Here is a 24,357-nt window from a genome sequence, read left to right as displayed (position 1 = left end):
ACATAACCGCCTCTGTGGATAACCACCACTTTAATCCACAGGCTTAAACCGGTTATCCAAGGGCCTCCTTCACACATGGGCACAGGGTTATAAATCTCTGTACACCTTGATTACAAAGGCCTGTGTCAATCTATCCACAGATTGGAGGGGCACTAAGAATAAACATAAAAACAAAGATTTAATAAATTTCTCTCTTTTTAATTTCTATAACTCCGACTTCTCCACAGCTGGTTAAATTTTGTGCAAAGGGTTCTTTAGAGAAGGCGAAGTCCCTATACTTGTCGACCAGGTCCAAAAACCTGTCCCAAATTTTCCTGAATTACCTACTTAAGCAGGCACGAGGTGCGTGGTGGATTTCCCTTCCCGTTTTGAAGTGATCGTCATCGGCGGCGGTCATGCCGGTACCGAGGCAGCACTGGCCTCAGCACGTATGGGGGTCAAGACCCTGTTGCTGACGCATAACGTGGAAACCCTCGGTGCCATGAGCTGCAACCCCGCCATTGGCGGTATCGGCAAAAGCCATCTGGTCAAGGAAATCGACGCCCTCGGCGGCGCGATGGCCCTGGCTACCGATAAAGGCGGTATCCAGTTCCGCGTGTTGAACAGCCGTAAAGGCCCGGCCGTGCGTGCAACCCGCGCCCAGGCTGACCGCGCGCTCTATAAGGCGGCCATCCGGGAAATCCTGGAAAACCAGCCGAACCTGTGGATATTCCAACAGGCGGCGGATGACCTGATCGTCGAGCAGGACCAGGTGCGCGGTGTCGTCACCCAAATGGGCCTGCGTTTCCTCGCAGATTCGGTGGTTTTGACCACAGGCACCTTCCTTGGTGGACTTATCCACATCGGCATGCAGAATTTTTCCGGCGGTCGTGCCGGTGATCCGCCGTCGATTGCCCTGGCACACCGCTTGCGCGAGTTGCCACTGCGCGTCGGCCGCCTGAAAACCGGTACGCCGCCGCGTATTGACGCCCGATCCGTGGATTTCTCGGTGATGACCGAGCAGGCCGGTGACACACCGATCCCGGTCATGTCGTTCATGGGTTCCAAGGAACTGCATCCACAGCAGATCAGTTGCTGGATTACCCACACCAATGCGCGTACCCACGAAATCATCGCGGCCAATCTCGATCGGTCGCCGATGTATTCCGGGGTGATCGAAGGCATTGGCCCGCGTTATTGCCCGTCGATCGAAGACAAGATCCACCGCTTTGCCGACAAGGAAAGCCACCAGGTGTTCATCGAGCCTGAAGGCCTGACCACCAACGAGCTGTACCCGAACGGGATATCCACATCCCTGCCGTTCGACGTGCAATTGCAGATCGTCCAGTCGATCCGCGGCATGGAAAACGCGCACATCGTGCGTCCGGGTTACGCCATCGAATATGACTACTTCGACCCAAGGGACCTGAAGTACAGCCTGGAAACCAAGGTCATCGGCGGTCTGTTTTTCGCCGGTCAGATCAACGGCACCACCGGTTACGAAGAAGCCGGCGCCCAGGGTTTGCTGGCCGGAACCAACGCCGCGCTGCGTGCCCAGGGCAAAGAAGCCTGGTGCCCGCGTCGCGATGAAGCCTACCTCGGCGTGCTGGTCGACGACCTGATTACCCTGGGTACCCAGGAGCCGTACCGGATGTTCACGTCCCGCGCCGAATACCGCCTGATCCTGCGCGAAGACAACGCCGACCTGCGCCTGACCGAAAAAGGTCGCGAGCTGGGCCTGGTCGATGACGCGCGCTGGGCGGCTTTCTGCACGAAACGCGAAGGCATCGAGCAGGAAGAGCAGCGGCTGAAAAGCACTTGGGTCCGGCCGAACACCGAGCAGGGCGATGCCATTGCCGAAAAATTCGGCACGCCGCTGACCCACGAATACAACCTGCTCAACCTCTTGAGCCGTCCGGAAATCGACTACGCTGGCTTGGTCGCTGTGACCGGTGGCGGGGCAGAAGATCAACAAGTCGCCGAACAGATCGAGATCAAGACCAAGTACGCCGGCTACATCGATCGTCAACAGGACGAAATCGCCCGTCTGCGCGCCAGTGAAGACACCAAACTGCCTGTGGATATCGACTACACGAGCATTTCCGGCCTGTCCAAGGAGATCCAGAGCAAGCTGGGCGCCACCCGTCCGGAAACCCTGGGCCAGGCTTCGCGCATCCCGGGCGTTACGCCGGCGGCGATTTCCCTGTTGATGATTCACTTGAAAAAACGCGGCGCGGGCCGTCAGTTGGAGCAAAGCGCTTGAGTTCGTTGGTCACCTCGAAACACGCCGAAGAGTTATCCACAGGCGCTCGCCAGCTCGGTGTCGCACTGACCGAAACCCAGCACGCGCAGTTGCTGGGTTATCTGGCCCTGTTGATCAAATGGAACAAGGCCTACAACCTGACCGCCGTGCGTGATCCGGACGAAATGGTCTCGCGGCATCTGCTCGACAGTTTGAGCGTGATGTCATTCATCGAAGACGGTCGCTGGCTCGACGTCGGTAGCGGCGGCGGCATGCCGGGTGTGCCGTTGGCCATCCTGTTCCCGCAGGCGCAAGTCACCTGCCTGGACGCCAATGGCAAGAAAACCCGCTTCCTGACCCAGGTCAAACTCGAACTCAAGCTGGATAACCTGCAAGTTATCCACAGTCGTGTCGAAGCCTTCCAGCCTGCCCAGCCGTTCAACGGGATCATTTCCCGGGCCTTCAGCAGCATGGAGAACTTCACCGGCTGGACCCGCCACCTCGGCGATGCCGATACGCGCTGGCTGGCAATGAAGGGCGTTCATCCGGCCGATGAACTGGTAGCATTGCCCGCGGACTTCCACCTCGATAGCGAACACGCCCTGGCCGTACCCGGTTGCCAAGGCCAACGCCATCTGCTGATACTGCGCCGCACGGCATGATTGGGAACACAAGCAAGAATGGCTAAGGTATTCGCGATAGCGAACCAGAAAGGTGGTGTGGGTAAAACCACCACCTGCATCAACCTCGCAGCTTCCCTGGTCGCTACCAAGCGTCGGGTGCTGCTGATCGATCTCGATCCACAGGGCAACGCCACCATGGGTAGCGGTGTGGATAAACACGGCCTGGAAAACTCGGTCTACGACCTGCTGATCGGCGAATGCGACCTGGCGCAAGCCATGCATTTCTCCGAGCACGGTGGCTATCAGCTGCTGCCGGCCAACCGCGACCTGACTGCGGCGGAAGTGGTTCTGCTGGAAATGCAGATGAAGGAAAGCCGCCTGCGCAGCGCATTGGCGCCCGTGCGTGATAACTACGACTACATTTTGATCGACTGCCCGCCGTCGCTGTCGATGCTGACACTGAACGCGCTGGTTGCCGCCGATGGGGTAATTATCCCCATGCAGTGCGAATATTTTGCGCTGGAAGGCTTGAGCGACCTTGTGGATAACATCAAGCGCATCGCCGAGCTGCTCAACCCGGACCTGAAAGTCGAAGGCCTGCTGCGCACCATGTACGACCCGCGACTGAGCCTGATGAACGACGTATCGGCCCAGCTCAAGGAGCATTTCGGCGAGCAGCTGTACGACACGGTCATTCCGCGCAACATCCGCCTGGCGGAAGCACCCAGCTACGGCATGCCGGCGCTGGCGTACGACAAGACATCGCGGGGCGCCATTGCCTATCTGGCGCTGGCGGGCGAGATGGTTCGCCGTCAACGCAAAAATCCACGCACCGCCGCTGCCCAGGCAATTTAAGGAATCCCCATGGCCGTCAAGAAACGAGGTCTCGGACGAGGACTGGATGCACTGCTCAGTGGTCCGACTGTCAGTGCGCTGGAAGAACAGGCGGTACAGGCCGACGAGCGTGAATTGCAACACCTGCCCCTGGACCTGATCCAGCGCGGCAAATACCAGCCGCGTCGGGACATGGACCCGCAGGCGCTGGAAGAGCTGGCGCAGTCGATCCGCACCCAGGGCGTCATGCAGCCGATCGTGGTGCGTTCCATCGGCAGCGGTCGCTTCGAAATCATCGCCGGCGAACGCCGCTGGCGCGCCAGCCAGCAGGCCGGCCAGGAAACCATCCCGGCGATGGTGCGCGATGTACCGGATGAAACCGCGATCGCCATGGCGCTGATCGAGAACATCCAGCGCGAAGACCTCAACCCGATCGAAGAAGCGGTGGCCCTGCAGCGTTTGCAGCAGGAATTCCAGCTGACCCAGCAACAGGTGGCCGAGGCGGTGGGCAAGTCCCGCGTGACCGTGGCCAATCTGCTACGCTTGATCGCGTTGCCGGAAGTCATCAAAACCATGCTGTCTCACGGCGACCTGGAAATGGGTCATGCACGTGCTTTGCTCGGATTGCCGGAAAATCAACAGGTTGAAGGGGCGCGACATGTTGTCGCACGAGGTCTGACGGTACGTCAGACCGAGGCACTGGTTCGCCAGTGGCTCAATGGCAAACAGGAGCCTGCGGAACCTGCCAAACCGGACCCGGATATCGCTCGACTCGAGCAGCGCCTGGCCGAGCGGCTAGGCTCTGCGGTGCAGATTCGCCACGGTAAGAAGGGAAAGGGACAGTTGGTGATCGGGTACAACTCTCTGGATGAACTTCAGGGTGTGCTCGCGCACATTCGCTGAAACATTTCCTCATGTAGCGCGCAGTCGGAAATCACTACCTGACAGTTGAATAGGGGCTGAACCGCCCCTATACTCTGCGCGCATTTTGTCGGCACAAATTATGCCAAGTTATTGATTTCTGGCAGCCGACCATTGGAGAGCAATAGTGATGGAAAGCCGCACGCCAAACCGCTTGCCGTTCCATCGACTGGCAGTTTTTCCGGTGTTGATGGCTCAGTTTGTCGTCCTGCTGATCGCCGCTTTGGCGCTTTGGCAATGGCGCGGAGTCGTTGCCGGATATTCGGGACTTTGCGGAGGCCTGATAGCCTTGCTGCCCAATGTTTACTTCGCTCACAGGGCATTTCGGTTTTCCGGAGCCCGAGCAGCCCAGTCCATCGTCCGGTCTTTTTATGCCGGCGAGGCAGGCAAACTGATTTTGACGGCAGTGCTGTTTGCACTGGTGTTTGCAGGTGTGAAGCCATTGGCGCCGATAGCAGTATTCGGTGCCTTCGTGCTGACCCAGTCGGTCAGCTGGTTCGCTCCCCTGCTGATGAGAACAAGACTTTCGAGACCTTAGGGCGTTTGAGGCAACCATGGCAGAAACAACCGCTTCGGGCTATATCCAGCACCACTTGCAGAACCTGACCTTCGGTCAGCACCCTACCGGCGGCTGGGGCTTTGCTCACACCGCAGCAGAAGCCAAGGAAATGGGCTTCTGGGCTTTCCACGTCGATACACTCGGCTGGTCGGTCGCTTTGGGTCTGATCTTCGTTTTCCTTTTCCGCATGGCGGCGAAGAAAGCGACCTCCGGTCAACCTGGCGCTTTGCAGAACTTCGTTGAAGTCCTGGTCGAATTCGTCGATGGCAGCGTGAAAGACAGCTTCCATGGCCGTAGCCCGGTGATTGCACCGCTGGCACTGACCATCTTCGTCTGGGTGTTCCTGATGAACGCCGTCGACCTGGTACCGGTCGACTGGATTCCTCAACTGGCCATCCTGATCTCCGGCGATGCTCACATTCCATTCCGTGCCGTGTCGACCACCGACCCGAACGCGACCCTGGGTATGGCGTTCTCGGTTTTCGCACTGATCATTTTCTACAGCATCAAGGTCAAGGGCCTCGGCGGCTTCATCGGCGAGCTGACCCTGCACCCGTTCGGCAGCAAGAACATCTTCGTTCAGGCGCTGCTGATCCCGGTGAACTTCCTGCTGGAATTCGTGACCCTGATCGCCAAGCCGATCTCCCTGGCTCTGCGTCTGTTCGGCAACATGTATGCCGGCGAGCTGGTGTTCATCCTGATCGCTGTGATGTTCGGCAGCGGCCTGCTCTGGCTCAGTGGCCTGGGCGTTGTACTGCAGTGGGCGTGGGCGGTGTTCCACATCCTGATCATCACCCTGCAGGCGTTCATCTTCATGATGCTGACCATCGTCTACCTGTCGATGGCGCACGAAGAAAACCATTAAGACCAGTTTCGACTAGTCTGATGTCCCTCTCGGTCAAACGAGAGGGGGTCCTTACGGGGCCACTGAAACGATTTGTTTTACCCGCTTTAAATTAAAAAAACCTAAACCATACGACGTAAAAGTCGGGAGGAAAGATGGAAACTGTAGTTGGTCTAACCGCTATCGCTGTTGCACTGTTGATCGGCCTGGGCGCACTGGGTACCGCAATTGGTTTCGGCCTGCTGGGCGGCAAGTTCCTGGAAGGCGCTGCGCGTCAACCAGAAATGGTTCCAATGCTGCAAGTTAAAATGTTCATCGTTGCCGGTCTGCTCGACGCCGTAACCATGATCGGTGTTGGTATCGCTCTGTTCTTCACCTTTGCGAACCCGTTCGTTGGTCAGATCGCTGGCTAATTACTCGGATCTTCCGGGTAATTTGGTGTGATGGACAACGTAACTGCGAGGTGTTGGCGTGAACATTAATGCGACCCTGATTGGCCAGTCCGTTGCGTTCCTGATTTTTGTTGTTTTCTGCATGAAGTTCGTATGGCCTCCGGTCATCGCGGCTCTGCACGAACGTCAAAAGAAGATCGCTGATGGTCTGGACGCTGCCAGCCGAGCAGCTCGCGACCTGGAGTTGGCCCAAGAGAAAGCGGGTCAGCAACTGCGCGAAGCGAAAGCTCAGGCAGCTGAAATCATCGAGCAAGCCAAGAAACGCGGTACCCAGATTGTCGACGAAGCCCGTGAACAGGCTCGCGTCGAAGCTGACCGTGTGAAGGCTCAGGCTCAGGCCGAGATCGAACAGGAACTGAACAGTGTCAAAGACGCGCTGCGCGCCCAAGTGGGTAGCCTGGCCGTTGGTGGTGCTGCGAAGATCCTGGGTGCCACAATCGATCAAAACGCGCACGCAGAGCTGGTTAACCAACTGGCTGCTGAAATCTAAGCGAGGGCGATCATGGCAGAACTGACCACGTTGGCCCGACCTTACGCTAAGGCGGCCTTCGAGCACGCTCAGGCCCACCAGCAACTGGCCAATTGGTCAGCCATGCTCGGCCTGGCAGCAGCGGTGTCGCAAGACGACACCATGCAGCGCGTGCTCAAGGCCCCGCGACTGACGAGCGCAGAAAAGGCCACCACGTTCATTGACGTGTGTGGCGACAAGTTCGATGCCAAGGCACAGAATTTCATTCACGTCGTTGCCGAAAACGACCGTCTCTCGCTTTTGCCAGAGATCAGCGCTCTGTTCGACCTGTACAAGGCCGAGCAAGAGAAGTCGGTAGACGTTGAAGTGACCAGTGCTTTTGCATTGAACCAAGAACAGCAAGACAAACTCGCCAAGGTTCTCAGTGCACGACTCAACCGGGAAGTGCGCCTGCAAGTCGAGGAAGACAGTACCCTTATTGGTGGTGTTGTCATCCGCGCCGGCGACCTGGTTATCGATGGCTCGATTCGCGGCAAAATCGCGAAACTTGCCGAAGCATTGAAATCTTGAGTTTGAAGGGGCAGCAGAGCAATGCAGCAACTCAATCCTTCCGAAATTAGTGAAATTATCAAGGGCCGCATCGACAAGCTCGATGTGACCTCCCAAGCCCGTAACGAAGGCACTGTCGTCAGCGTATCTGACGGCATCGTGCGGATTCACGGTCTGGCCGACGTCATGTACGGCGAGATGATCGAGTTTCCGGGCGGCGTCTACGGTATGGCCCTCAACCTGGAGCAAGACTCCGTAGGTGCCGTTGTACTGGGCGCATACACCAGTCTGGCTGAAGGCATGAGCGCCAAGTGCACAGGCCGCATCCTGCAGGTTCCGGTTGGTAAGGAACTGCTGGGTCGCGTAGTCGACGCACTGGGTAACCCAGTTGACGGCAAAGGTCCGCTGAACAACACCGAGACCGACGCGGTCGAGAAAGTTGCTCCAGGCGTGATCTGGCGTAAGTCGGTAGACCAGCCTGTACAGACTGGCTACAAGGCTGTCGATGCCATGATCCCTGTCGGCCGTGGCCAGCGTGAGCTGATCATCGGTGACCGTCAGATCGGTAAAACCGCTCTGGCGATCGACGCGATCATCAACCAGAAAGACAGCGGCATTTTCTGCGTCTACGTGGCAATCGGTCAGAAGCAATCGACCATCGCCAACGTGGTTCGCAAGCTGGAAGAAAACGGCGCCCTGGCCAACACGATCATCGTGGCTGCCAGTGCTTCGGAATCTCCTGCACTGCAATACCTGGCACCGTACTCCGGTTGCACCATGGGCGAATACTTCCGCGACCGCGGTGAAGACGCGCTGATCGTTTATGACGATCTGTCCAAGCAAGCAGTGGCTTACCGCCAGATTTCCCTGCTGCTGCGCCGTCCACCAGGACGTGAAGCTTACCCAGGCGACGTGTTCTATCTCCACTCCCGTCTGCTGGAGCGCGCATCCCGCGTTTCGGAAGAGTACGTAGAGAAGTTCACCAACGGCGCAGTGACTGGCAAAACCGGTTCCCTGACCGCACTGCCGATCATCGAAACCCAGGCTGGCGACGTTTCCGCGTTCGTTCCGACCAACGTGATTTCCATCACCGACGGTCAGATCTTCCTGGAATCGGCCATGTTCAACTCGGGCATCCGCCCTGCAGTGAACGCCGGTGTTTCGGTATCCCGTGTGGGTGGTGCCGCTCAGACCAAGATCATCAAGAAGCTGTCCGGTGGTATCCGTACCGCTCTGGCTCAGTACCGTGAACTGGCGGCATTCGCCCAGTTCGCTTCTGACCTGGACGAAGCGACCCGTAAGCAACTTGAGCATGGTCAGCGCGTAACCGAGCTGATGAAGCAGAAGCAATACGCGCCAATGTCGATCGCCGACATGTCGCTGTCGCTGTATGCCGCTGAGCGTGGGTTCCTGACTGACGTTGAAAACGCCAAGGTCGGCAGCTTCGAGCAAGCGCTGATTGCTTACTTCAACCGCGATCACGCCGACTTGATGGCGAAGATCAACGTGAAGGGTGATTTCAACGACGAAATCGACGCTGGCCTCAAAGCCGGTATCGAGAAGTTCAAGGCCACCCAAACCTGGTAAGCCGCAGCGGGGGCCGCGAGGCTCCCGCTTGCTAACCTGATAGGTGTTACATGGCAGGCGCAAAAGAGATTCGCAGTAAGATTGCGAGCATCAAAAGCACGCAAAAAATTACCAGCGCCATGGAAAAAGTGGCGGTCAGCAAAATGCGCAAGGCACAAATGCGCATGGCTGCTAGCCGTCCTTATGCGGAGCGCATCCGCCAGGTTATTGGTCATCTGGCCAACGCTAACCCGGAATATCGCCACCCGTTCATGATCGACCGCGAAGTAAAGCGCGTCGGTTATGTCGTAGTGAGCAGTGACCGTGGTCTGTGTGGTGGCTTGAACACCAACCTGTTCAAGGCTTTGGTCAAGGACATGGCGGTAAACCGCGAAAACGGCGTCGAGATCGACCTGTGTGTCGTTGGTAGCAAGGGTGCGGCATTCTTCCGCAACTTCGGCGGTAACGTCGTTGCAGCTATCAGCCATCTGGGTGAAGAGCCGTCGATCAATGACCTGATCGGCAGCGTCAAGGTGATGCTGGATGCTTATCTGGACGGCCGTATCGATCGCCTGTCCGTGGTATCCAACAAGTTCGTCAACACCATGACGCAATCGCCTACCGTGGAGCAGTTGATTCCACTGGTGGCAACCCCGGATCAGGAACTCAAGCACCACTGGGATTATCTGTACGAACCGGACGCCAAAGAGCTGCTTGACGGCTTGATGGTGCGTTACGTGGAGTCGCAGGTCTACCAGGCGGTGGTCGAGAACAACGCGGCTGAACAAGCTGCGCGGATGATCGCGATGAAGAACGCTACCGACAACGCCGGTGATTTGATCAGCGAATTGCAGCTGGTCTACAACAAGGCGCGTCAGGCTGCGATCACCCAAGAGATCTCGGAAATCGTCGGCGGCGCTGCCGCGGTTTAACGGTTCAAATATTCAGAGGATCCAGCTATGAGTAGCGGACGTATCGTTCAAATCATCGGCGCCGTTATCGACGTGGAATTCCCACGCGACAGCGTACCGAGCATCTACGACGCTTTGAAAGTTCAAGGCGCCGAAACCACTCTGGAAGTTCAGCAGCAGCTGGGCGACGGCGTGGTTCGTACCATTGCGATGGGCTCCACCGAAGGCTTGAAGCGCGGTCTGGACGTCAACAACACTGGCGCAGCCATCTCCGTACCGGTCGGTAAAGCGACTCTGGGCCGGATCATGGACGTACTGGGCAACCCGATCGACGAAGCGGGTCCAATCGACACCGAAGAGCGTTGGGGTATCCACCGCGCCGCTCCTTCCTTCGCAGAACAGGCAGGCGGCAACGACCTGCTGGAAACCGGCATCAAGGTTATCGACCTGGTTTGCCCGTTCGCCAAGGGTGGTAAGGTTGGTCTGTTCGGTGGTGCCGGTGTGGGCAAAACCGTAAACATGATGGAACTGATCCGTAACATCGCCATCGAGCACAGCGGTTATTCCGTGTTCGCCGGTGTGGGTGAGCGTACTCGTGAGGGTAACGACTTCTACCACGAGATGAAGGATTCCAACGTTCTGGACAAAGTGGCGCTGGTTTACGGCCAGATGAACGAGCCGCCGGGAAACCGTCTGCGCGTTGCTCTGACCGGCCTGACCATGGCCGAGAAGTTCCGTGACGAAGGTAACGACGTTCTGCTGTTCGTCGACAACATCTATCGTTACACCCTGGCCGGTACCGAAGTATCCGCACTGCTGGGCCGTATGCCTTCGGCAGTAGGTTACCAGCCGACCCTGGCTGAAGAGATGGGCGTACTGCAAGAGCGCATCACTTCGACCAAGCAAGGTTCGATTACTTCGATCCAGGCCGTATACGTACCAGCGGACGACTTGACCGACCCGTCGCCAGCGACCACCTTCGCCCACTTGGACGCCACCGTCGTACTGTCCCGTGACATCGCTTCCCTGGGTATCTACCCAGCGGTAGACCCACTGGACTCGACTTCGCGTCAGCTGGATCCGAACGTGATCGGCAACGAGCACTACGAAACCGCTCGCGGTGTTCAGTACGTGCTGCAGCGTTACAAGGAACTGAAGGACATCATCGCGATCCTGGGTATGGACGAGCTGTCGGAAGCCGACAAGCAGTTGGTAAACCGTGCTCGTAAGATCCAGCGTTTCTTGTCGCAGCCGTTCTTCGTGGCTGAAGTCTTCACCGGTTCTCCAGGCAAATACGTTTCCCTGAAAGACACCATTGCTGGCTTCAAAGGCATCCTCAACGGTGACTACGACCACCTGCCAGAACAAGCGTTCTACATGGTTGGCGGCATCGAAGAAGCGATCGAGAAAGCCAAGAAACTGTAATCCCGGCGCCCGGCAACGGGCGCTAATTTAGGTTGAGGCAATCAGATGGCTATGACAGTCCATTGCGATATCGTCAGCGCGGAAGGAGAAATCTTTTCCGGTCTGGTCGAGATGGTGATTGCGCACGGTGCACTGGGTGATCTTGGTATCGCCCTGGGTCACGCGCCGCTGATCACTAATCTGAAGCCAGGTCCGATCCGCCTGGTCAAGCAGGGCGGGGAAGAGGAGGTGTATTACATCTCCGGCGGTTTCCTCGAGGTTCAGCCGAACATGGTCAAGGTTCTTGCCGACACCGTGCAACGTGCTGCCGACCTGGACGAAGCCTCCGCTCAGGAAGCCGTCAAGGCTGCCGAGAAAGCCCTGCATGAGCGGGGCGCGGAATTCGATTACGGTTCTGCTTCCGCACGTCTGGCCGAGGCTGCAGCTCAGCTGCGCACCGTCCAGCAGATCCGCAAGAAGTTCGGCCACTAACAGGTCGTCTTGTTGCGCGATTGATTAAAAAGGGTAGCCTCGGCTACCCTTTTTTCTTTTTCGATGTTCATCACTTTGGTCGCAGCCGCTGACCACCCAGGATTGGTAGCCAGTCATGTCTCTTGAAATTGTTATCCTCGCCGCTGGCCAGGGCACTCGTATGCGCTCGGCGCTGCCAAAGGTTCTGCACCCGATTGCCGGCAACTCGATGCTCGGCCATGTTATCCACAGCGCGCGACAGCTCGATCCACAACGTATTCACGTGGTGATCGGTCATGGTGCGGACGCCGTGCGCGAGCGTCTGGCGGCGGATGACCTGAATTTCGTCCTGCAAGACAAACAACTCGGTACTGGCCACGCGGTGGCTCAAGCCGTGCCCTACATCAAGGCCGATACCGTACTGATTCTCTACGGCGATGTGCCGTTGATCGAAGTGGATACCCTGCAACGCCTGCTCGAAAAAGTCGCGCCGCAGCAGCTGGGCCTGCTCACCGTCGAGCTCGACGACCCGACTGGTTACGGCCGTATCGTGCGTGATGCCGCCGGCAAGGTCACCGCCATCGTCGAGCAAAAAGACGCCAACGAAGCGCAGCGGGCGATCACTGAAGGCAATACCGGCATTCTTGCGCTGCCATTCGCGCAGATGAGCGGCTGGATGAGCCGACTCTCCAACAACAATGCCCAGGGCGAGTACTACCTCACCGACGTGATTGCGATGGCCGTCAACGATGGGCTGGTGGTCGCCACCGAACAGCCGCACGACGCCATGGAAGTGCAGGGCGCCAACGATCGCAAGCAACTGGCCGAGCTGGAGCGCCACTATCAGCTGCGCGCCGCCCGCCGTTTGATGGCGCAAGGCGTGACGCTACGCGACCCGGCGCGTTTCGATGTGCGCGGTGAAGTCACCGTTGGCCGCGACGTGCTGATCGACATCAACGTGATCCTCGAAGGCAAGGTGGTCATCGAAGACGACGTGGTGATCGGGCCCAATTGCGTGATCAAGGACAGTACCCTGCGCAAAGGCGTGGTGATCAAGGCCAACAGCCACATCGAAGGTGCGGTGCTCGGCGAAGGCAGCGATGCCGGGCCATTCGCCCGCCTGCGTCCAGGCTCCGTGCTGGAGGCTCGCGCGCATGTGGGTAACTTTGTTGAACTGAAGAATGCCCATCTGGGCGAAGGCGCAAAAGCCGGCCACCTGTCTTACCTCGGCGATGCCGAGATCGGCGCGCGGACCAACATCGGCGCGGGCACCATCACCTGCAACTACGACGGTGTGAACAAGTGGAAAACCGTGCTGGGCGAAGACGTGTTCATCGGTTCCAACAACTCGCTGGTGGCGCCTGTGGATATCTCCAGTGGTGCAACCACTGCAGCGGGCTCGACCATCACCCAGAATGTGGATAAAGCCCAGTTGGCGGTCGGTCGTGCTCGTCAGAAGAACATCGACGGCTGGAAACGGCCGGAGAAGGTCAAGAAAGGCTGAGTTATCCACAATTGAAACAAGTGTGATTCCCGCCCCCCTGTAGGAGCGAGCTTGCTCGCGATGACGGTGTGACAGTTGATATCAATGTGACTGACACACCCTATCGCGAGCAAGCTCGCTCCTACAGGTATCTCCTTTTATCCACAGATGTTTTTTATCGCACCCCGCTTGACGAAATTTCGCCAATAGGTTTTGATTGCTTACGTTATCTTTCGAATCGAAACTTACTAAGCCATGTCGAAACGCAACACCCCCCAACGACGCCACAATATCCTTGCCTTGCTCAATGAGCAGGGTGAAGTCAGCGTGGACGAGTTGGCCAAGCGTTTCGAAACTTCGGAAGTTACGATTCGCAAGGATCTGGCGGCGCTCGAAAGCCATGGCCTGCTGCTACGCCGTTACGGCGGGGCGATCACCATGCCTCAAGAGCTGGTGGCCGATATCGGCCAGCCCGTTTCGACTTATAAACAGGCCATCGCCCGTGCGGCGGTCAAGCGCATTCGCGAACATGCGCGGATCATCATCGACAGCGGCAGTACCACGGCGGCGATGATCCCCGAACTCGGCCAGCAGCCGGGCCTGGTGGTGATGACCAATTCCCTGCACGTCGCCAACGCCTTGAGCGAGCTCGAGCACGAACCGGTGCTGTTGATGACCGGTGGCACCTGGGACCCGCATTCCGAATCCTTCCAGGGCCAGGTCGCCGAACAGGTACTACGCTCCTACGATTTCGACCAGTTGTTCATCGGTGCCGATGGCATCGACCTGGTACGCGGCACCACCACGTTCAATGAACTGCTGGGGCTCAGCCGGGTCATGGCTGATGTCGCCCGCGAAGTGATCGTAATGGTCGAAGCCGACAAGATCGGCCGCAAGATCCCCAACCTGGAACTGCCCTGGAGCAGTGTCCATACCCTAATTACCGATGATCGCCTGCCGCTCGAGGCACGGGATCAGATTCAGGCCCGCGGCATCAACTTGATTTGCGCGGCTGTCAGTCAGGAGAAATAGCATGTGTGGAATTGTCGGCGCAGTTGCAGAACGTAGCATCACCGCCATCCTGCTCGAAGGCCTCAAGCGCCTTGAATACCGCGGTTACGACAGTGCCGGTGTCGCGGTGCTGACCAACGACGCCAAGCTCGAACGCATGCGTCGCCCGGGCAAGGTCAGTGAGCTGGAAGCCGCTCTCGAAGCCGAGCCTCTGGTCGGCCGCCTCGGCATTGCCCACACCCGTTGGGCGACCCACGGTGCGCCGTGCGAACGCAACGCCCACCCGCATTTTTCCGGCGACCTGGCGGTGGTGCACAACGGCATTATCGAGAACCACGAAGTCCTGCGCGAACAGCTCAAAGGCCTGGGTTACGTGTTCACCTCCGACACTGACACCGAAGTGATCGCGCACCTGCTGAACCACAAACTCAAGGACCTGGGTGACCTGACCGTGGCCCTCAAAGCCACCGTCAAAGAGCTGCATGGCGCCTACGGCCTGGCCGTGATCAGCGCTGCGCAACCGGATCGCCTGGTTGCCGCCCGCAGCGGCAGCCCGCTGGTGATCGGTCTGGGCCTGGGGGAAAACTTCCTGGCTTCCGACCAGTTGGCGCTGCGCCAGGTCACTGACCGCTTCATGTACCTGGAGGAGGGCGATATCGCCGAAATCCGCCGTGACAGCGTGCAAATCTGGGACATCAGCGGCAAAGCCGTCGAGCGTGAAACCGTGCAGTATCGCGACGGTGCCGAAGCCGCCGACAAGGGCGAATTCCGCCACTTCATGCTCAAGGAAATCCACGAACAACCGGCCGTCGTGCAGCGCACCCTCGAAGGTCGCCTGAGCCCGACGGGCGTGCTGGTGCAGGCGTTCGGCCCACAGGCCGCCGAGCTGTTCGCCAAAGTGCGCAACGTGCAGATCGTCGCGTGCGGCACCAGCTACCACGCCGGCATGGTTGCCCGTTACTGGCTGGAAGAGCTGGCCGGCATTCCGTGCCAGGTCGAAGTCGCCAGCGAATTCCGCTACCGCAAGGTGGTGGTGCAACCTGACACGCTGTTCGTGACCATCTCCCAGTCCGGCGAAACCGCCGACACCCTGGCCGCGCTGCGCAACGCCAAGGAGCTGGGTTTCCTCGCCAGCCTGGCCATCTGCAACGTCGGCATCAGCTCGCTGGTGCGTGAATCCAACCTGACCCTGTTGACCCAGGCCGGCCGCGAAATCGGCGTCGCCTCGACCAAGGCGTTCACCACCCAACTGGTAGGCCTGCTGTTGCTGACCCTGTCCCTGGGTCAGGTGCGCGGGACGCTGGCCAAAGGCGTGGAAGCCACGCTGGTCGAAGAACTGCGTCGCCTGCCAACCCGCCTGGGCGAAGCCCTGGCCATGGACAGCACCGTCGAGAAAATCGCCGAACTGTTCGCCGAGAAGAACCACACGCTGTTCCTCGGCCGTGGCGCGCAATTCCCGGTGGCCATGGAAGGGGCGCTCAAGCTCAAGGAAATCTCCTACATCCACGCGGAAGCCTACCCGGCCGGTGAACTCAAACACGGTCCGCTGGCCCTTGTGGATAACGACATGCCGGTGGTCACCGTTGCGCCGAACAACGAATTGCTGGAAAAGCTCAAGTCCAACCTGCAGGAAGTCCGCGCCCGTGGCGGCCAGTTGATCGTGTTCGCCGACGAGAAGGCCGGCATGACCAACGGCGAAGGCACCCATGTTGTGCACATGCCGCACATCCACGACATCCTGTCGCCAATCCTCTACACCATTCCGCTGCAACTGCTGTCGTACTACGTCGCCGTGCTCAAGGGCACCGACGTCGACCAGCCGCGCAATCTGGCGAAGTCGGTGACTGTGGAATAAGTTATCCACAGGCTTGCCTGAAACCATCCAATCTCCCACAGGTCTTGCGGTACACGCAGTCACTGTGGGAGCTGGCCTGCCAGCGATAGGGCCCGAACGGTCAACTCACAATCAGAATTTGTAATCCAGGCTCATCAGCACATTGCGTGGGTCGCCATAGAAGTTGTGGTCATAGTCCACCGCCTCGTAGTAGCGCCGGTCGAACACGTTGTTGAGGTTCAGCGCCGCCGTCAGGTGCTCGTCGAAGTCATAGGCCACCCGCGCGTTCCACACGGCGTAACCACCTTGCTCGCGCCCGTAGTAGCCATACCCCGCCGCCCGGCTCTGGGCATTGACCCCGCCACCCACTGACAGCGCCTTCAAGTCGCCCGGCAGGCGGTAGTTGGCCCAGGTGCGCAGGATGTGCTTCGGCGTATCCGTGGTCCCGGTGATGTTCGCTGCGGTGGTCGCCGGTGCTTCGTCCATGTACTTGATCAGGTTCAGGGTATAGGCCGCATACAGTTCCAGGCCCTGCGCCACTTCTCCGCTGATTTCCGCCTCGAAGCCCCGGCTGCGAATGGTTCCCGACGGTACATAGCAGGTTCCGCCACACGTCTCGCCAGTCACTGAAGAATCCACCAGGCCGATATTGTCCTGTTCCATCTGGTACAGGGCGAAGCTGGTGTTGAGGCGTCCATCGGCCAGCTCACCCTTGAGGCCGATCTCGTAGCTGGTACCGGTACGCGGTTCGAGGATCGCCCCGGCGGCGGTGCGCTGGGTCTGCGGCTTGAAGATCTCGGTGTAGCTGGCGTAGGCGTTCCAGTCCTCGTTGAGGGCGTAGACCAGGCCGGCGTACGGCGTCAGCTTGCCGGTCTTGTTCGCTTCGCTGCGGGTGACGCCCCACGGACCGTCCGAGTCGAACACGGTGCGATAGGTGGACAGCCGGCTGCCGAGGATGAACGACAGGCGATCGGTCAACTGGTAGTCGCCCACCGCATAAATGCCTTTCTGGGTCGAGGTATAGCCGTCGTCCCATTTGTTCGCGGCATAGATGGACGCATCACTCGGCTCGGCGACATCCGAATCGAAGTTGAATACATTCAGCGGTCGTACCACGTTGTAGCGCGCGCCCCAGATATCGCGGCTCTTCAACCGCGAATAGTTGCCGCCGACGGTCACCCCCAGACGCCGGTCGAACACCTGCAGATCGCCGGTGACATTGAGGTCGCCGCCCCAGTGCTCGGAGAAGTAGTCGAAGGCGTAGGCATCGCCGGAGAAGCCGGTGGCCGAGTCGATGCGACCGCGTCGTTGCAGGTATTTGAAATCGTTGAACTCGCGAATGTTGACCAGGCTGCCCTTGAGTCTCCAGTTGTCGTCGAGGTGGTGGGTCAGGTCCAGGTAGTAGGTGTCCTGGCGCTTGTCCCAGTTATCCCAATCGGTTCCCAGGTAGGTGGAGCGGCCGAAGCGCGGCATGCTGCCATCGCCGTAGTTGGGCAGGCCCATGGTGTAGGGCGTGGCGTCGGTGCGCTCGTGGCTGTAGCCAAGGCCCAGGGTGGTGGCGTCGCTCAGGTCGAAGTCGAGGGCGGCGTAGTACGTCTGGTTGTCGGCGCCGACTTGATCGACGAAGGAGTTGGTGGTGTCGTAATCCGCCACGAAGCGCCCGCGTACACGCCCTTCGCTGTCCAGCGGCCCGCTGGTGTCCAGTTGCGCACCGTAGTGGTCCCAGGAGCCGGCCTTGGCGCTGAGGTGGGTCTGCGCCTCGGCGGTTGGGCGCTTGCGCACCAGATTGACCGCGCCGGACGGATCGCCGCCGCCTTCGAGCAAACCCTGGGGACCGCGCAACACTTCGACCCGGTCGAAGATCGCGGTCTGCCCGCTGAAGCTCGAACCACGGGCGTACAGCTGACGCTCCAGGGGCACGCCGTCGTACTGGAAGCTGTTGATGAAGAAACCACGGGAATAGAACTGGCTGCCGGTGAACGACGGCACCACGGTGATACCTGGTGTCTGCCCAAGGGCTTCGGTGACCGTGCGCAGGTTCTGTTCATCCATGCGCTCACGGGTGACTACGCTGACTGACTGGGGAATGTCCTTGACCCGCTTGGTGCCCTTGCCGATAGAGGTCACCGGTGAGGTGAAGGAGCCGGTGCCTTCGGTGGTGGCAGGGTCCAGGAGGGCGCCGATGGTGGTTGCCCCCAGTTGCAGGGCCGAGTCGCCTTGAGTGATGGCTTGCAGCAGGTAGCGGTTGTCGCCGAGTGGTTGCGCGCTCAGGCCGCTGCCGGCCAGCAGGATCGCCAGCGCCTGTTGCGGGCTGTGGCTGCCGCGCAGGGCGTTGGCTTGCTTGCCCTCGGTCAGGCGGGTATCGCCGCTGAGGTAGATTCCGGCCTGCTCGGCGAACTGGTTGAGCCGCGCGCTGAGCGGGCCGGCAGGAATGTCGAAGGCGAGTACGCGGGCCTGCTCGGCGGCCAGCACGGCCGCACCGGGCAGCACCATGGCCGGCAGCACAAGGGCCGTGGCCAGGGCAAGCGGGTGGAGACGAAGGCGGGAAAGTGACGACATGCTGGGTTCCTTGAAAAAGTCCTGATGCAGTGGCTATTGGTTGAATCGAGCGAGTCGAAAAAACCGGAAAGCCAAATGCGAATTTTTTCAGGAAGTCATCCGGGCGGCAGTTTCCAGCGGTTCGATGCTGACCCACCAGGACAGGCGGCGATGGACTTTGACCGGCAGCGTTCGCTCCAGCATGTCCAGGGCCTGATCGGTATCGTGCAGGGGGAAGGTGCCCATGATCTTCAGGTGCTTGAGCGCCGGATCGAGGCCCAGGTAACCGCGACGATAGCGGCCCAGCTCGACGACGAAGCGGCTTAGCTCGATATCCTCGGCCAGCAGCAGGCCACGGCTCCAGGCTTCGCGGGCGGGGGAGGCGGGCAGCAGCGGCGCGAACGACTGGCGGTCGAAGCTCACGCCAAAGCCTGCCGCCACTTCCTGTTGCACGGTCGAGCCGGCACAGCGTGCCAGCACCCGGCCCTCGAACACGGCCAGGCGTGTGGCATCGTCTTCCAGCGCCACGTTGAAGCGGGTGCCCAGCGGTTGCAGGCTACCCTGGGCGGTGTGCAGCAATAGCGGGCGAGGGTCGCTGGCGGTGCTGATCAGCACTTCGCCGCGATACAGGTGCAGGGCGCGCTGGTGCGCGTCGAAACGCACGTCCAGTGCCGTGTCGCTGGCCAGCCACAGGCGGGTACCGTCGGCCAGATGGTGTTCGATGATCTCGCCAGTGGCGCTGCGCAGATCGGCCTGCCAGGCCAGCAAGGGCTCGCGCAGCAACGGCCGCCAGGCGAAGGCGCCTAGAAAACCGACCCCGGCGATGGTTGCAATACCGCGCATCAGGCGCCGTCGCTCGATGCCTTGGCGGCGCAGTTGGTCGAGGGTCCGTGCGGCGTTCTGGGCATCGTCGTGCAGCGGTGCGAAGCGCTGGCTGACGCGCTCGACGAACTGCCAGGCCTGGCGATGCTGTTCGTGTTGCGCATGCCATTGTTGCCAGCCCTGGCGCAGCTCGTGGTCATCGGGTTGGCCGGCCAGACGCGCATACCAGTCGGCGGCCTGTTGCAGGATGGCGTGGTCGGGAGTGGAGGTGTTCATGTCAGGGCCGCGTCCAGTTCGGCTTCCAGCAGCATGCACTGAAACATCGCCTTGGCCATGTAGCTGGTCACCGTGCGTTCGCTGACGCCCATGCGCTCGGCGATCGCGCGATAGCCCAGGCCGTGCAATTGGGCGAGGAGAAAGGCTTCGGCCACCGGCGCTGGCAGTTGTTCCAGCATGGCCTGCACCTGGCCCAGCGCCTCGAGGACGATGGCCTGGTGTTCTTCGCTGGGCATGCAGGCTTCGGGACGACAGGCCAGGGTCTCCAGCCAGGCCTGCTCCACCCGCCGGCGGCGCCAGAAATCCACGCAGACATTGCGCGATACCGCGCCCAGCCAGGCCCGGGCGTGAGCCTCGCTGGGAAATTCACGGGGTTGGGCGAGCAGGCGGACGAACACATCATGGGCCAGTTCCGCGGCATCGCTGGCATTGCCCAGCTTACGCTTGAGCAGGGAACGGACCCAGCCGTGGTGTTCCTGGTAGAGCCAGCCGACATCGGAGGGCGAAGGAGATCGAGGCATGGAGGGAAATGCACTTTGATATCAAATGTGAATTATTCTCGATAATACGTTGATATCACCGTGCCGCACAATCGACGGGTGGGGCGATCAGGTGCAAGCGACTGGCAAGGAGCAGAGACCCCCGCATTCGCGGGGGTTGTTGTTTGAGCGACACCTGGGGGTCAAATGCGGAAATGACTGACCATCATCTGCAACTGATTGCCCAGGCGCGCCAGCTCGACGCTGCTCGCTGCCGTTTCTTCACTGGCCGCTGCCGTCTGTTCGGAAATGTCGCGCACGTTGATCACGCTGCGGCTGATCTCTTCGGCCACTGAGCTTTGCTGCTCGGCAGCGGCGGCGATCTGTTGGTTCATCGACTGGATGTTCGACACCGTGCGGGTGATCTTGTCCAGGGAGGCACCGGCCTTGCGGGTCAGTTCGACGCTGCTGTCGGTCAGGGTGCGGCTGTTGTTCATCACGACCGCCACTTGTTGCGTGCCGTTCTGCAAGGCCGCCACCAGACCTTCGATTTCTTCGGTGGATTTCTGTGTGCGCTGTGCCAGCCCGCGAACCTCGTCGGCGACCACGGCAAAACCACGGCCGGCCTCGCCGGCGCGCGCTGCTTCGATGGCGGCGTTGAGCGCCAGCAGGTTGGTCTGTTCGGCTACGGCCTTGATCACGTCCATGACGCTGCCGATCTTGTCGCTTTCCTGCTGCAGTACGGCCATGGCTTGGGTGGAACGTTCCACTTCCAGGGCCAGCCTTTCGATCTGGGCAATGGCTTCGCCCACCACCTTGTCACCCTCGCGGGCATCGCCATCGGCGGAGGCCGCAGCCTGGGACGCTTCCTCGGCGTTGTGCGCAACTTCCTGCACGGTGGCGGTCATTTCATGCATGGCGGTGGCCACCTGATCGGTCTCGACTTTCTGGCTGTTCACACCGGCGCTGGTTTGCTCGGTCACGGCAGACAATTCCTCAGCCGAGCTGGCGATCTGGGTGACGCCGTCGCGGATGCTGCTGATCAGGTCCCGCAGGGTGGCGCCCATTCGCTGGATGCCTTGCTGCACTTCGCCCAGCTCATCGCGGCGAGTCACTGGCGCGTTCAGGGTCAGGTCACCGGAGGCGATTTTTTCTACCACCGCCAGGGTCTCGCGCAGCGGATGGGTGATCTGGCGGGTGATGATCACGGCGGCCAATGCGCCAAAGATCAGCGCCAGCAGCGCACTGATGACTTGCTGGGTGCGAGCGACGCTGCTTTCCTTGTCGCGAAATTCGATCTGCACCTGATAGAGGCGGTCGCTGGTTTTTTCGATGTCGGCGGCTTGCGCTTTCATCGCATCACCGGCTGCATTGACCTGTGCGGTGGCGCCGATGAGTTGGCGCAGGGCGTCGCGGTAGGCGCGCACAGCCTTGTCCAGTGGCTCGGCCTGAGCCGCTGCGCTCGGCAAGCGCTGGGCGAGAGTGGCGATGTCGGCCAGGGCCGTTTCGAACTGCTGCAAGGCGTCGCGCTCGGTTTCCGGCGTGAAGTTGGCCAGGTAGCCTCGGACTTTCAGGCGGATCAGCATCAACTGGTCCTTGGTGCCGGTGGCGGCCTTGAACTGTTCCAGGCGCGAAGCATCGTCACCGGATGCGGCCTGCGCGTCGCGGTTGATGGTGTCGACCAGCTCGATGGCGCGATCGGCTGCCACAGTCATGGCGTCGCGCGCGGCGAGTATGATGCGATAGCTTTCGCGCATCTTGTTCAGTGACGCTTGAAACGCATGGGTCGCCTCGCTCTGCTCCTGGAGCAGCTTGACGTTCTCCGGCGCGGTGGAGACCTTGATCAGCGCTTTCTGCTGCTCGATGAAAGTGTCGAGTTTGTTCTGGACGAGGCTGGCGCTGGCGTCGTTGCCGCTGCTGAGCATGTATTCCAGGCGTGCGGCGCGTAGGGCGGTCAGGTCGTTGTTGAGTTGGGTAATCTCACCCATCCGGTTGCTGCGGTCGATGACACCGCCCAAACTGGTCCAGCCGGTCAGCGCGAGAACGCCCGTGAGCACCAGCACTACGCCGAAACCCAGGCCGAGTTTCACATTCACTTTAAGATTTGCGAACCAACTATTCATGAGTTCTCCAGCCGTGTGTGTATGAACCGCTTGTCGCTGGAGCCTCGAATTTTCGGACCCAACCTCCGTTGGATCGGCAGCCAAGGCTGAAGCTAAAGTGCATTCCAGAGCGGTTGTACGATCTCTTTGGGGGAAATAATCGGTTAAAGCCCGTTTTTCATCCGCTGCCCTGTGGCGGCTTTTTTCAATCTGATCAAGGAACGCCCATTGGACCGATTCCAGGAAATGCAGGTTTTTTCCGTGGTTGCCCAAGAGCAAGGGTTTTCGGCCGCATCGCGACGTCTGGGAATGTCGGCGGCCAGCGTGACCCGCGCGGTGGCGGCGCTGGAAAAACGCATCGGCACCTCGTTGCTGACGCGCACCACCCGCAGCGTGCACCTGAGCGAAGCCGGCCAGCGTTACCTGGATGATTGCCGGCGGATTCTGGCCGAGGTGCAGGAGGCCGAGGACTCGGCGGCGGGTAGCCACGCAGAGCCCCGTGGACAGCTGACGATCACCGCGCCGGTGTTGTTCGGCGAGCTGTTCGTCACGCCGGTGGTCGTGAGTTATCTGGCGCAGTTTCCCGAAGTGATCATCAATGGCCTGATTGTCGATCGTGTGGTGAGCATGGTCGAGGAGGGCGTGGACGTGGCTGTGCGCATCGGTGAGTTGCCGGATAGCAGCCAGCACGCGCTGCGTGTCGGTGAAGTGCGGCGGGTGATCTGTGCATCGCCGCACTTTCTGCAAACGCAGGGGCGGCCCATGCATCCTCAGGATCTGGTCCGTGCGCCGGTGATTGGTACGTCCTCCATTGGCCAGCAGCGCCATTGGCCGTTTCATGAAGCCGGCGAAGTGCTCAGCGTGCGTACGGAACCGCGCCTGGTCGTGACCTCTAATCAGGCTGCAATCCGCGCCGCCAGCCTTGGCTTTGGTTTCACCCGCGTGCTGTCGTATCAGATCGCCAACCAGATCGCTTCGGGGGAGTTGGAGATTGTCCTGGCTGACTTCGAACTACCGCCGTTGCCTATCCATGTCGTCTACCAGGGAGGGCGCAATGCGCCGGCACGGATTCGCAGCTTCGTCGACTTCACGGTCAAGGCGCTGCGCGAACACCCGGCCCTGCAACACTGACGGTTTATTGCGGGAGCTGAAATAATTGATTGCGTTTGCTGGTTATTCTGTTGTTTTGGCTGTGGGGGGAAGATAGCGTCCATCGGTGCTGATCACTCCTGAGCGGCGCCACTCACTAGCGGAGTCGACCATGCAAGCGATCAAACTCTACAACTTCCCCAAGTCCGGCCATGCACACCGCGTGGAACTGATGTTGTCCCTGCTGCAACTGCCGACCGAGCTGATCTTCGTCGATCTGGCCAAAGGCGAACACAAGCAGCCGCAATTCCTCGCGGTCAACCCGTTCGGGCAGGTGCCGGCCATTGATGATCAGGGTGTGGTACTCGCCGACTCCAACGCCATTCTGGTGTACCTCGCCCAGAAATACGGCAAGGGCCGCTGGCTGCCTGCCGATCCGGTTGGTGCCGCCAACGTTCAGCGCTGGTTGTCGGTCGCTGCAGGGCCGATCGCCTTCGGTCCGGGCCGTGCTCGTCTGATTACCGTATTCGGCGCGCCTTACGACGCTGAAGAAACCATCGCTTACGCCCACCTCTGGCTCAAGCTGATCAACGACGAACTGGATAATTCGGCTTATCTGGTTGGCGACGAACCTACCATCGCCGACGTGGCTGCCTACAGCTACATCGCCCATGCACCGGAAGGCAATGTTTCGCTGGATGACTACGCCAACGTGCGTGCCTGGCTGGCGCGGGTCGAAGCCCTGCCTGGTTTCGTCGGCATGCCCCGCACTGTTGCCGGTCTGCAAAAGACCGCCTGATCGCGGTAATCGTCGAAATAAGGCCGCGAGCCCCCACCCGGGCTCGCGGCCTTTGGTGCTTGACCTGTAGCATCTGCCGGACGCTGACTTCAGCCGCTCC

Annotated in this window: 22 protein-coding genes; 18 read left to right on the top strand and 4 right to left on the bottom strand. The window is 60.1% G+C overall.

The features are described from left to right. The first annotated feature begins 349 nt into the window (after positions 1-349). The 16 genes from mnmG to glmS all read left to right on the top strand — a co-directional run bounded on the left by mnmG (position 350) and on the right by glmS (position 16,173). Positions 350-2,242, top strand: coding sequence for a tRNA uridine-5-carboxymethylaminomethyl(34) synthesis enzyme MnmG (mnmG, locus tag ABVN20_RS13900; protein ID WP_368556291.1), 1,893 nt, complete (start codon positions 350-352; stop codon positions 2,240-2,242). Further along, entirely contained in the window at positions 2,239-2,883 is a 645-nt protein-coding gene (gene rsmG / locus ABVN20_RS13895; protein WP_368556290.1) for a 16S rRNA (guanine(527)-N(7))-methyltransferase RsmG, read from the top strand. Before mnmG ends, rsmG begins: the two co-directional genes overlap by 4 nt. 18 nt (positions 2,884-2,901) lie before the next feature. After that, positions 2,902-3,699, top strand: a complete 798-nt coding sequence (locus ABVN20_RS13890) for a ParA family protein (RefSeq protein ID WP_368556289.1) — start codon at positions 2,902-2,904, stop codon at positions 3,697-3,699. A 9-nt stretch (positions 3,700-3,708) separates the two neighbouring features. After that, the gene (locus tag ABVN20_RS13885; protein WP_368556288.1) at positions 3,709-4,581 is read left to right on the top strand and encodes a ParB/RepB/Spo0J family partition protein; all 873 of its coding nucleotides are present in this window, start codon (positions 3,709-3,711) and stop codon (positions 4,579-4,581) included. Between the two features lie 148 nt (positions 4,582-4,729). Continuing rightward, positions 4,730-5,137, top strand: coding sequence for a F0F1 ATP synthase subunit I (locus tag ABVN20_RS13880; RefSeq protein ID WP_368556286.1), 408 nt, complete (start codon positions 4,730-4,732; stop codon positions 5,135-5,137). A 16-nt stretch (positions 5,138-5,153) separates the two neighbouring features. Then, positions 5,154-6,023, top strand: a complete 870-nt coding sequence (gene atpB, locus ABVN20_RS13875) for a F0F1 ATP synthase subunit A (RefSeq protein ID WP_368556284.1) — start codon at positions 5,154-5,156, stop codon at positions 6,021-6,023. 134 nt (positions 6,024-6,157) lie between these two features. Then, positions 6,158-6,415 carry a F0F1 ATP synthase subunit C gene (gene atpE, locus ABVN20_RS13870; protein WP_003097235.1) on the top strand — a complete coding sequence of 86 codons (258 nt, stop codon included), beginning with the start codon at positions 6,158-6,160 and terminating at the stop codon, positions 6,413-6,415. Between the two features lie 58 nt (positions 6,416-6,473). Further along, positions 6,474-6,944: a F0F1 ATP synthase subunit B gene (locus tag ABVN20_RS13865; protein ID WP_368556282.1), complete on the top strand. Its 471-nt coding sequence runs from the start codon at positions 6,474-6,476 to the stop codon at positions 6,942-6,944. Between the two features lie 12 nt (positions 6,945-6,956). Further along, a complete protein-coding gene (locus ABVN20_RS13860; protein ID WP_368556281.1) occupies positions 6,957-7,493 on the top strand; it encodes a F0F1 ATP synthase subunit delta in 537 nt (178 codons plus the stop codon). 21 nt (positions 7,494-7,514) lie between these two features. Then, entirely contained in the window at positions 7,515-9,059 is a 1,545-nt protein-coding gene (atpA, locus tag ABVN20_RS13855; RefSeq protein ID WP_217829078.1) for a F0F1 ATP synthase subunit alpha, read from the top strand. A 50-nt stretch (positions 9,060-9,109) separates the two neighbouring features. Further along, positions 9,110-9,970 (top strand): F0F1 ATP synthase subunit gamma, encoded by an 861-nt coding sequence (atpG, locus tag ABVN20_RS13850; protein ID WP_368556279.1) that lies wholly within the window; start codon positions 9,110-9,112, stop codon positions 9,968-9,970. Positions 9,971-9,997: 27 nt separating this feature from the next. Further along, complete coding sequence (gene atpD, locus ABVN20_RS13845; RefSeq protein ID WP_368556278.1) at positions 9,998-11,374, top strand: F0F1 ATP synthase subunit beta; 1,377 nt, start codon at positions 9,998-10,000, stop codon at positions 11,372-11,374. 45 nt (positions 11,375-11,419) lie between these two features. After that, complete coding sequence (locus tag ABVN20_RS13840; RefSeq protein WP_075946957.1) at positions 11,420-11,845, top strand: F0F1 ATP synthase subunit epsilon; 426 nt, start codon at positions 11,420-11,422, stop codon at positions 11,843-11,845. Positions 11,846-11,960: 115 nt separating this feature from the next. Beyond that, a complete protein-coding gene (glmU, locus tag ABVN20_RS13835) occupies positions 11,961-13,328 on the top strand; it encodes a bifunctional UDP-N-acetylglucosamine diphosphorylase/glucosamine-1-phosphate N-acetyltransferase GlmU (RefSeq protein ID WP_368556277.1) in 1,368 nt (455 codons plus the stop codon). A 234-nt stretch (positions 13,329-13,562) separates the two neighbouring features. Next, positions 13,563-14,339: a DeoR/GlpR family DNA-binding transcription regulator gene (locus ABVN20_RS13830; protein ID WP_368556276.1), complete on the top strand. Its 777-nt coding sequence runs from the start codon at positions 13,563-13,565 to the stop codon at positions 14,337-14,339. Position 14,340: 1 nt separating this feature from the next. After that, complete coding sequence (gene glmS, locus ABVN20_RS13825) at positions 14,341-16,173, top strand: glutamine--fructose-6-phosphate transaminase (isomerizing) (protein ID WP_368556275.1); 1,833 nt, start codon at positions 14,341-14,343, stop codon at positions 16,171-16,173. Positions 16,174-16,284: 111 nt separating this feature from the next. Here glmS and ABVN20_RS13820 read toward each other — a convergent pair whose 3' ends face one another. From ABVN20_RS13820 to ABVN20_RS13805, 4 genes are all read right to left on the bottom strand, one after another. After that, positions 16,285-18,711, bottom strand: coding sequence for a TonB-dependent siderophore receptor (locus ABVN20_RS13820; protein ID WP_368556274.1), 2,427 nt, complete (start codon positions 18,709-18,711; stop codon positions 16,285-16,287). Between the two features lie 87 nt (positions 18,712-18,798). Next, entirely contained in the window at positions 18,799-19,788 is a 990-nt protein-coding gene (locus ABVN20_RS13815) for a FecR domain-containing protein (RefSeq protein ID WP_368556273.1), read from the bottom strand. After that, positions 19,785-20,309 carry a sigma-70 family RNA polymerase sigma factor gene (locus tag ABVN20_RS13810; RefSeq protein WP_368556271.1) on the bottom strand — a complete coding sequence of 175 codons (525 nt, stop codon included), beginning with the start codon at positions 20,307-20,309 and terminating at the stop codon, positions 19,785-19,787. Before ABVN20_RS13810 ends, ABVN20_RS13815 begins: the two co-directional genes overlap by 4 nt. 161 nt (positions 20,310-20,470) lie before the next feature. Further along, positions 20,471-22,390 (bottom strand): methyl-accepting chemotaxis protein, encoded by a 1,920-nt coding sequence (locus ABVN20_RS13805; protein ID WP_368556270.1) that lies wholly within the window; start codon positions 22,388-22,390, stop codon positions 20,471-20,473. A gap of 207 nt (positions 22,391-22,597) precedes the next feature. Here ABVN20_RS13805 and ABVN20_RS13800 point away from each other — a divergent pair, with 207 nt between their 5' ends. Next, on the top strand, positions 22,598-23,500 hold the full coding sequence (locus ABVN20_RS13800; protein WP_368556269.1) for a LysR family transcriptional regulator: 903 nt from the start codon (positions 22,598-22,600) through the stop codon (positions 23,498-23,500). 130 nt (positions 23,501-23,630) lie between these two features. Further along, positions 23,631-24,257 carry a glutathione S-transferase family protein gene (locus tag ABVN20_RS13795; protein WP_368556267.1) on the top strand — a complete coding sequence of 209 codons (627 nt, stop codon included), beginning with the start codon at positions 23,631-23,633 and terminating at the stop codon, positions 24,255-24,257. The last annotated feature ends 100 nt before the right edge of the window (positions 24,258-24,357 follow it).

The sequence above is a fragment of the Pseudomonas sp. MYb118 genome (genome assembly GCF_040947875.1).
Classification (GTDB): domain Bacteria; phylum Pseudomonadota; class Gammaproteobacteria; order Pseudomonadales; family Pseudomonadaceae; genus Aquipseudomonas.
This window is presented reverse-complemented; position numbering and strand designations above follow the sequence as displayed.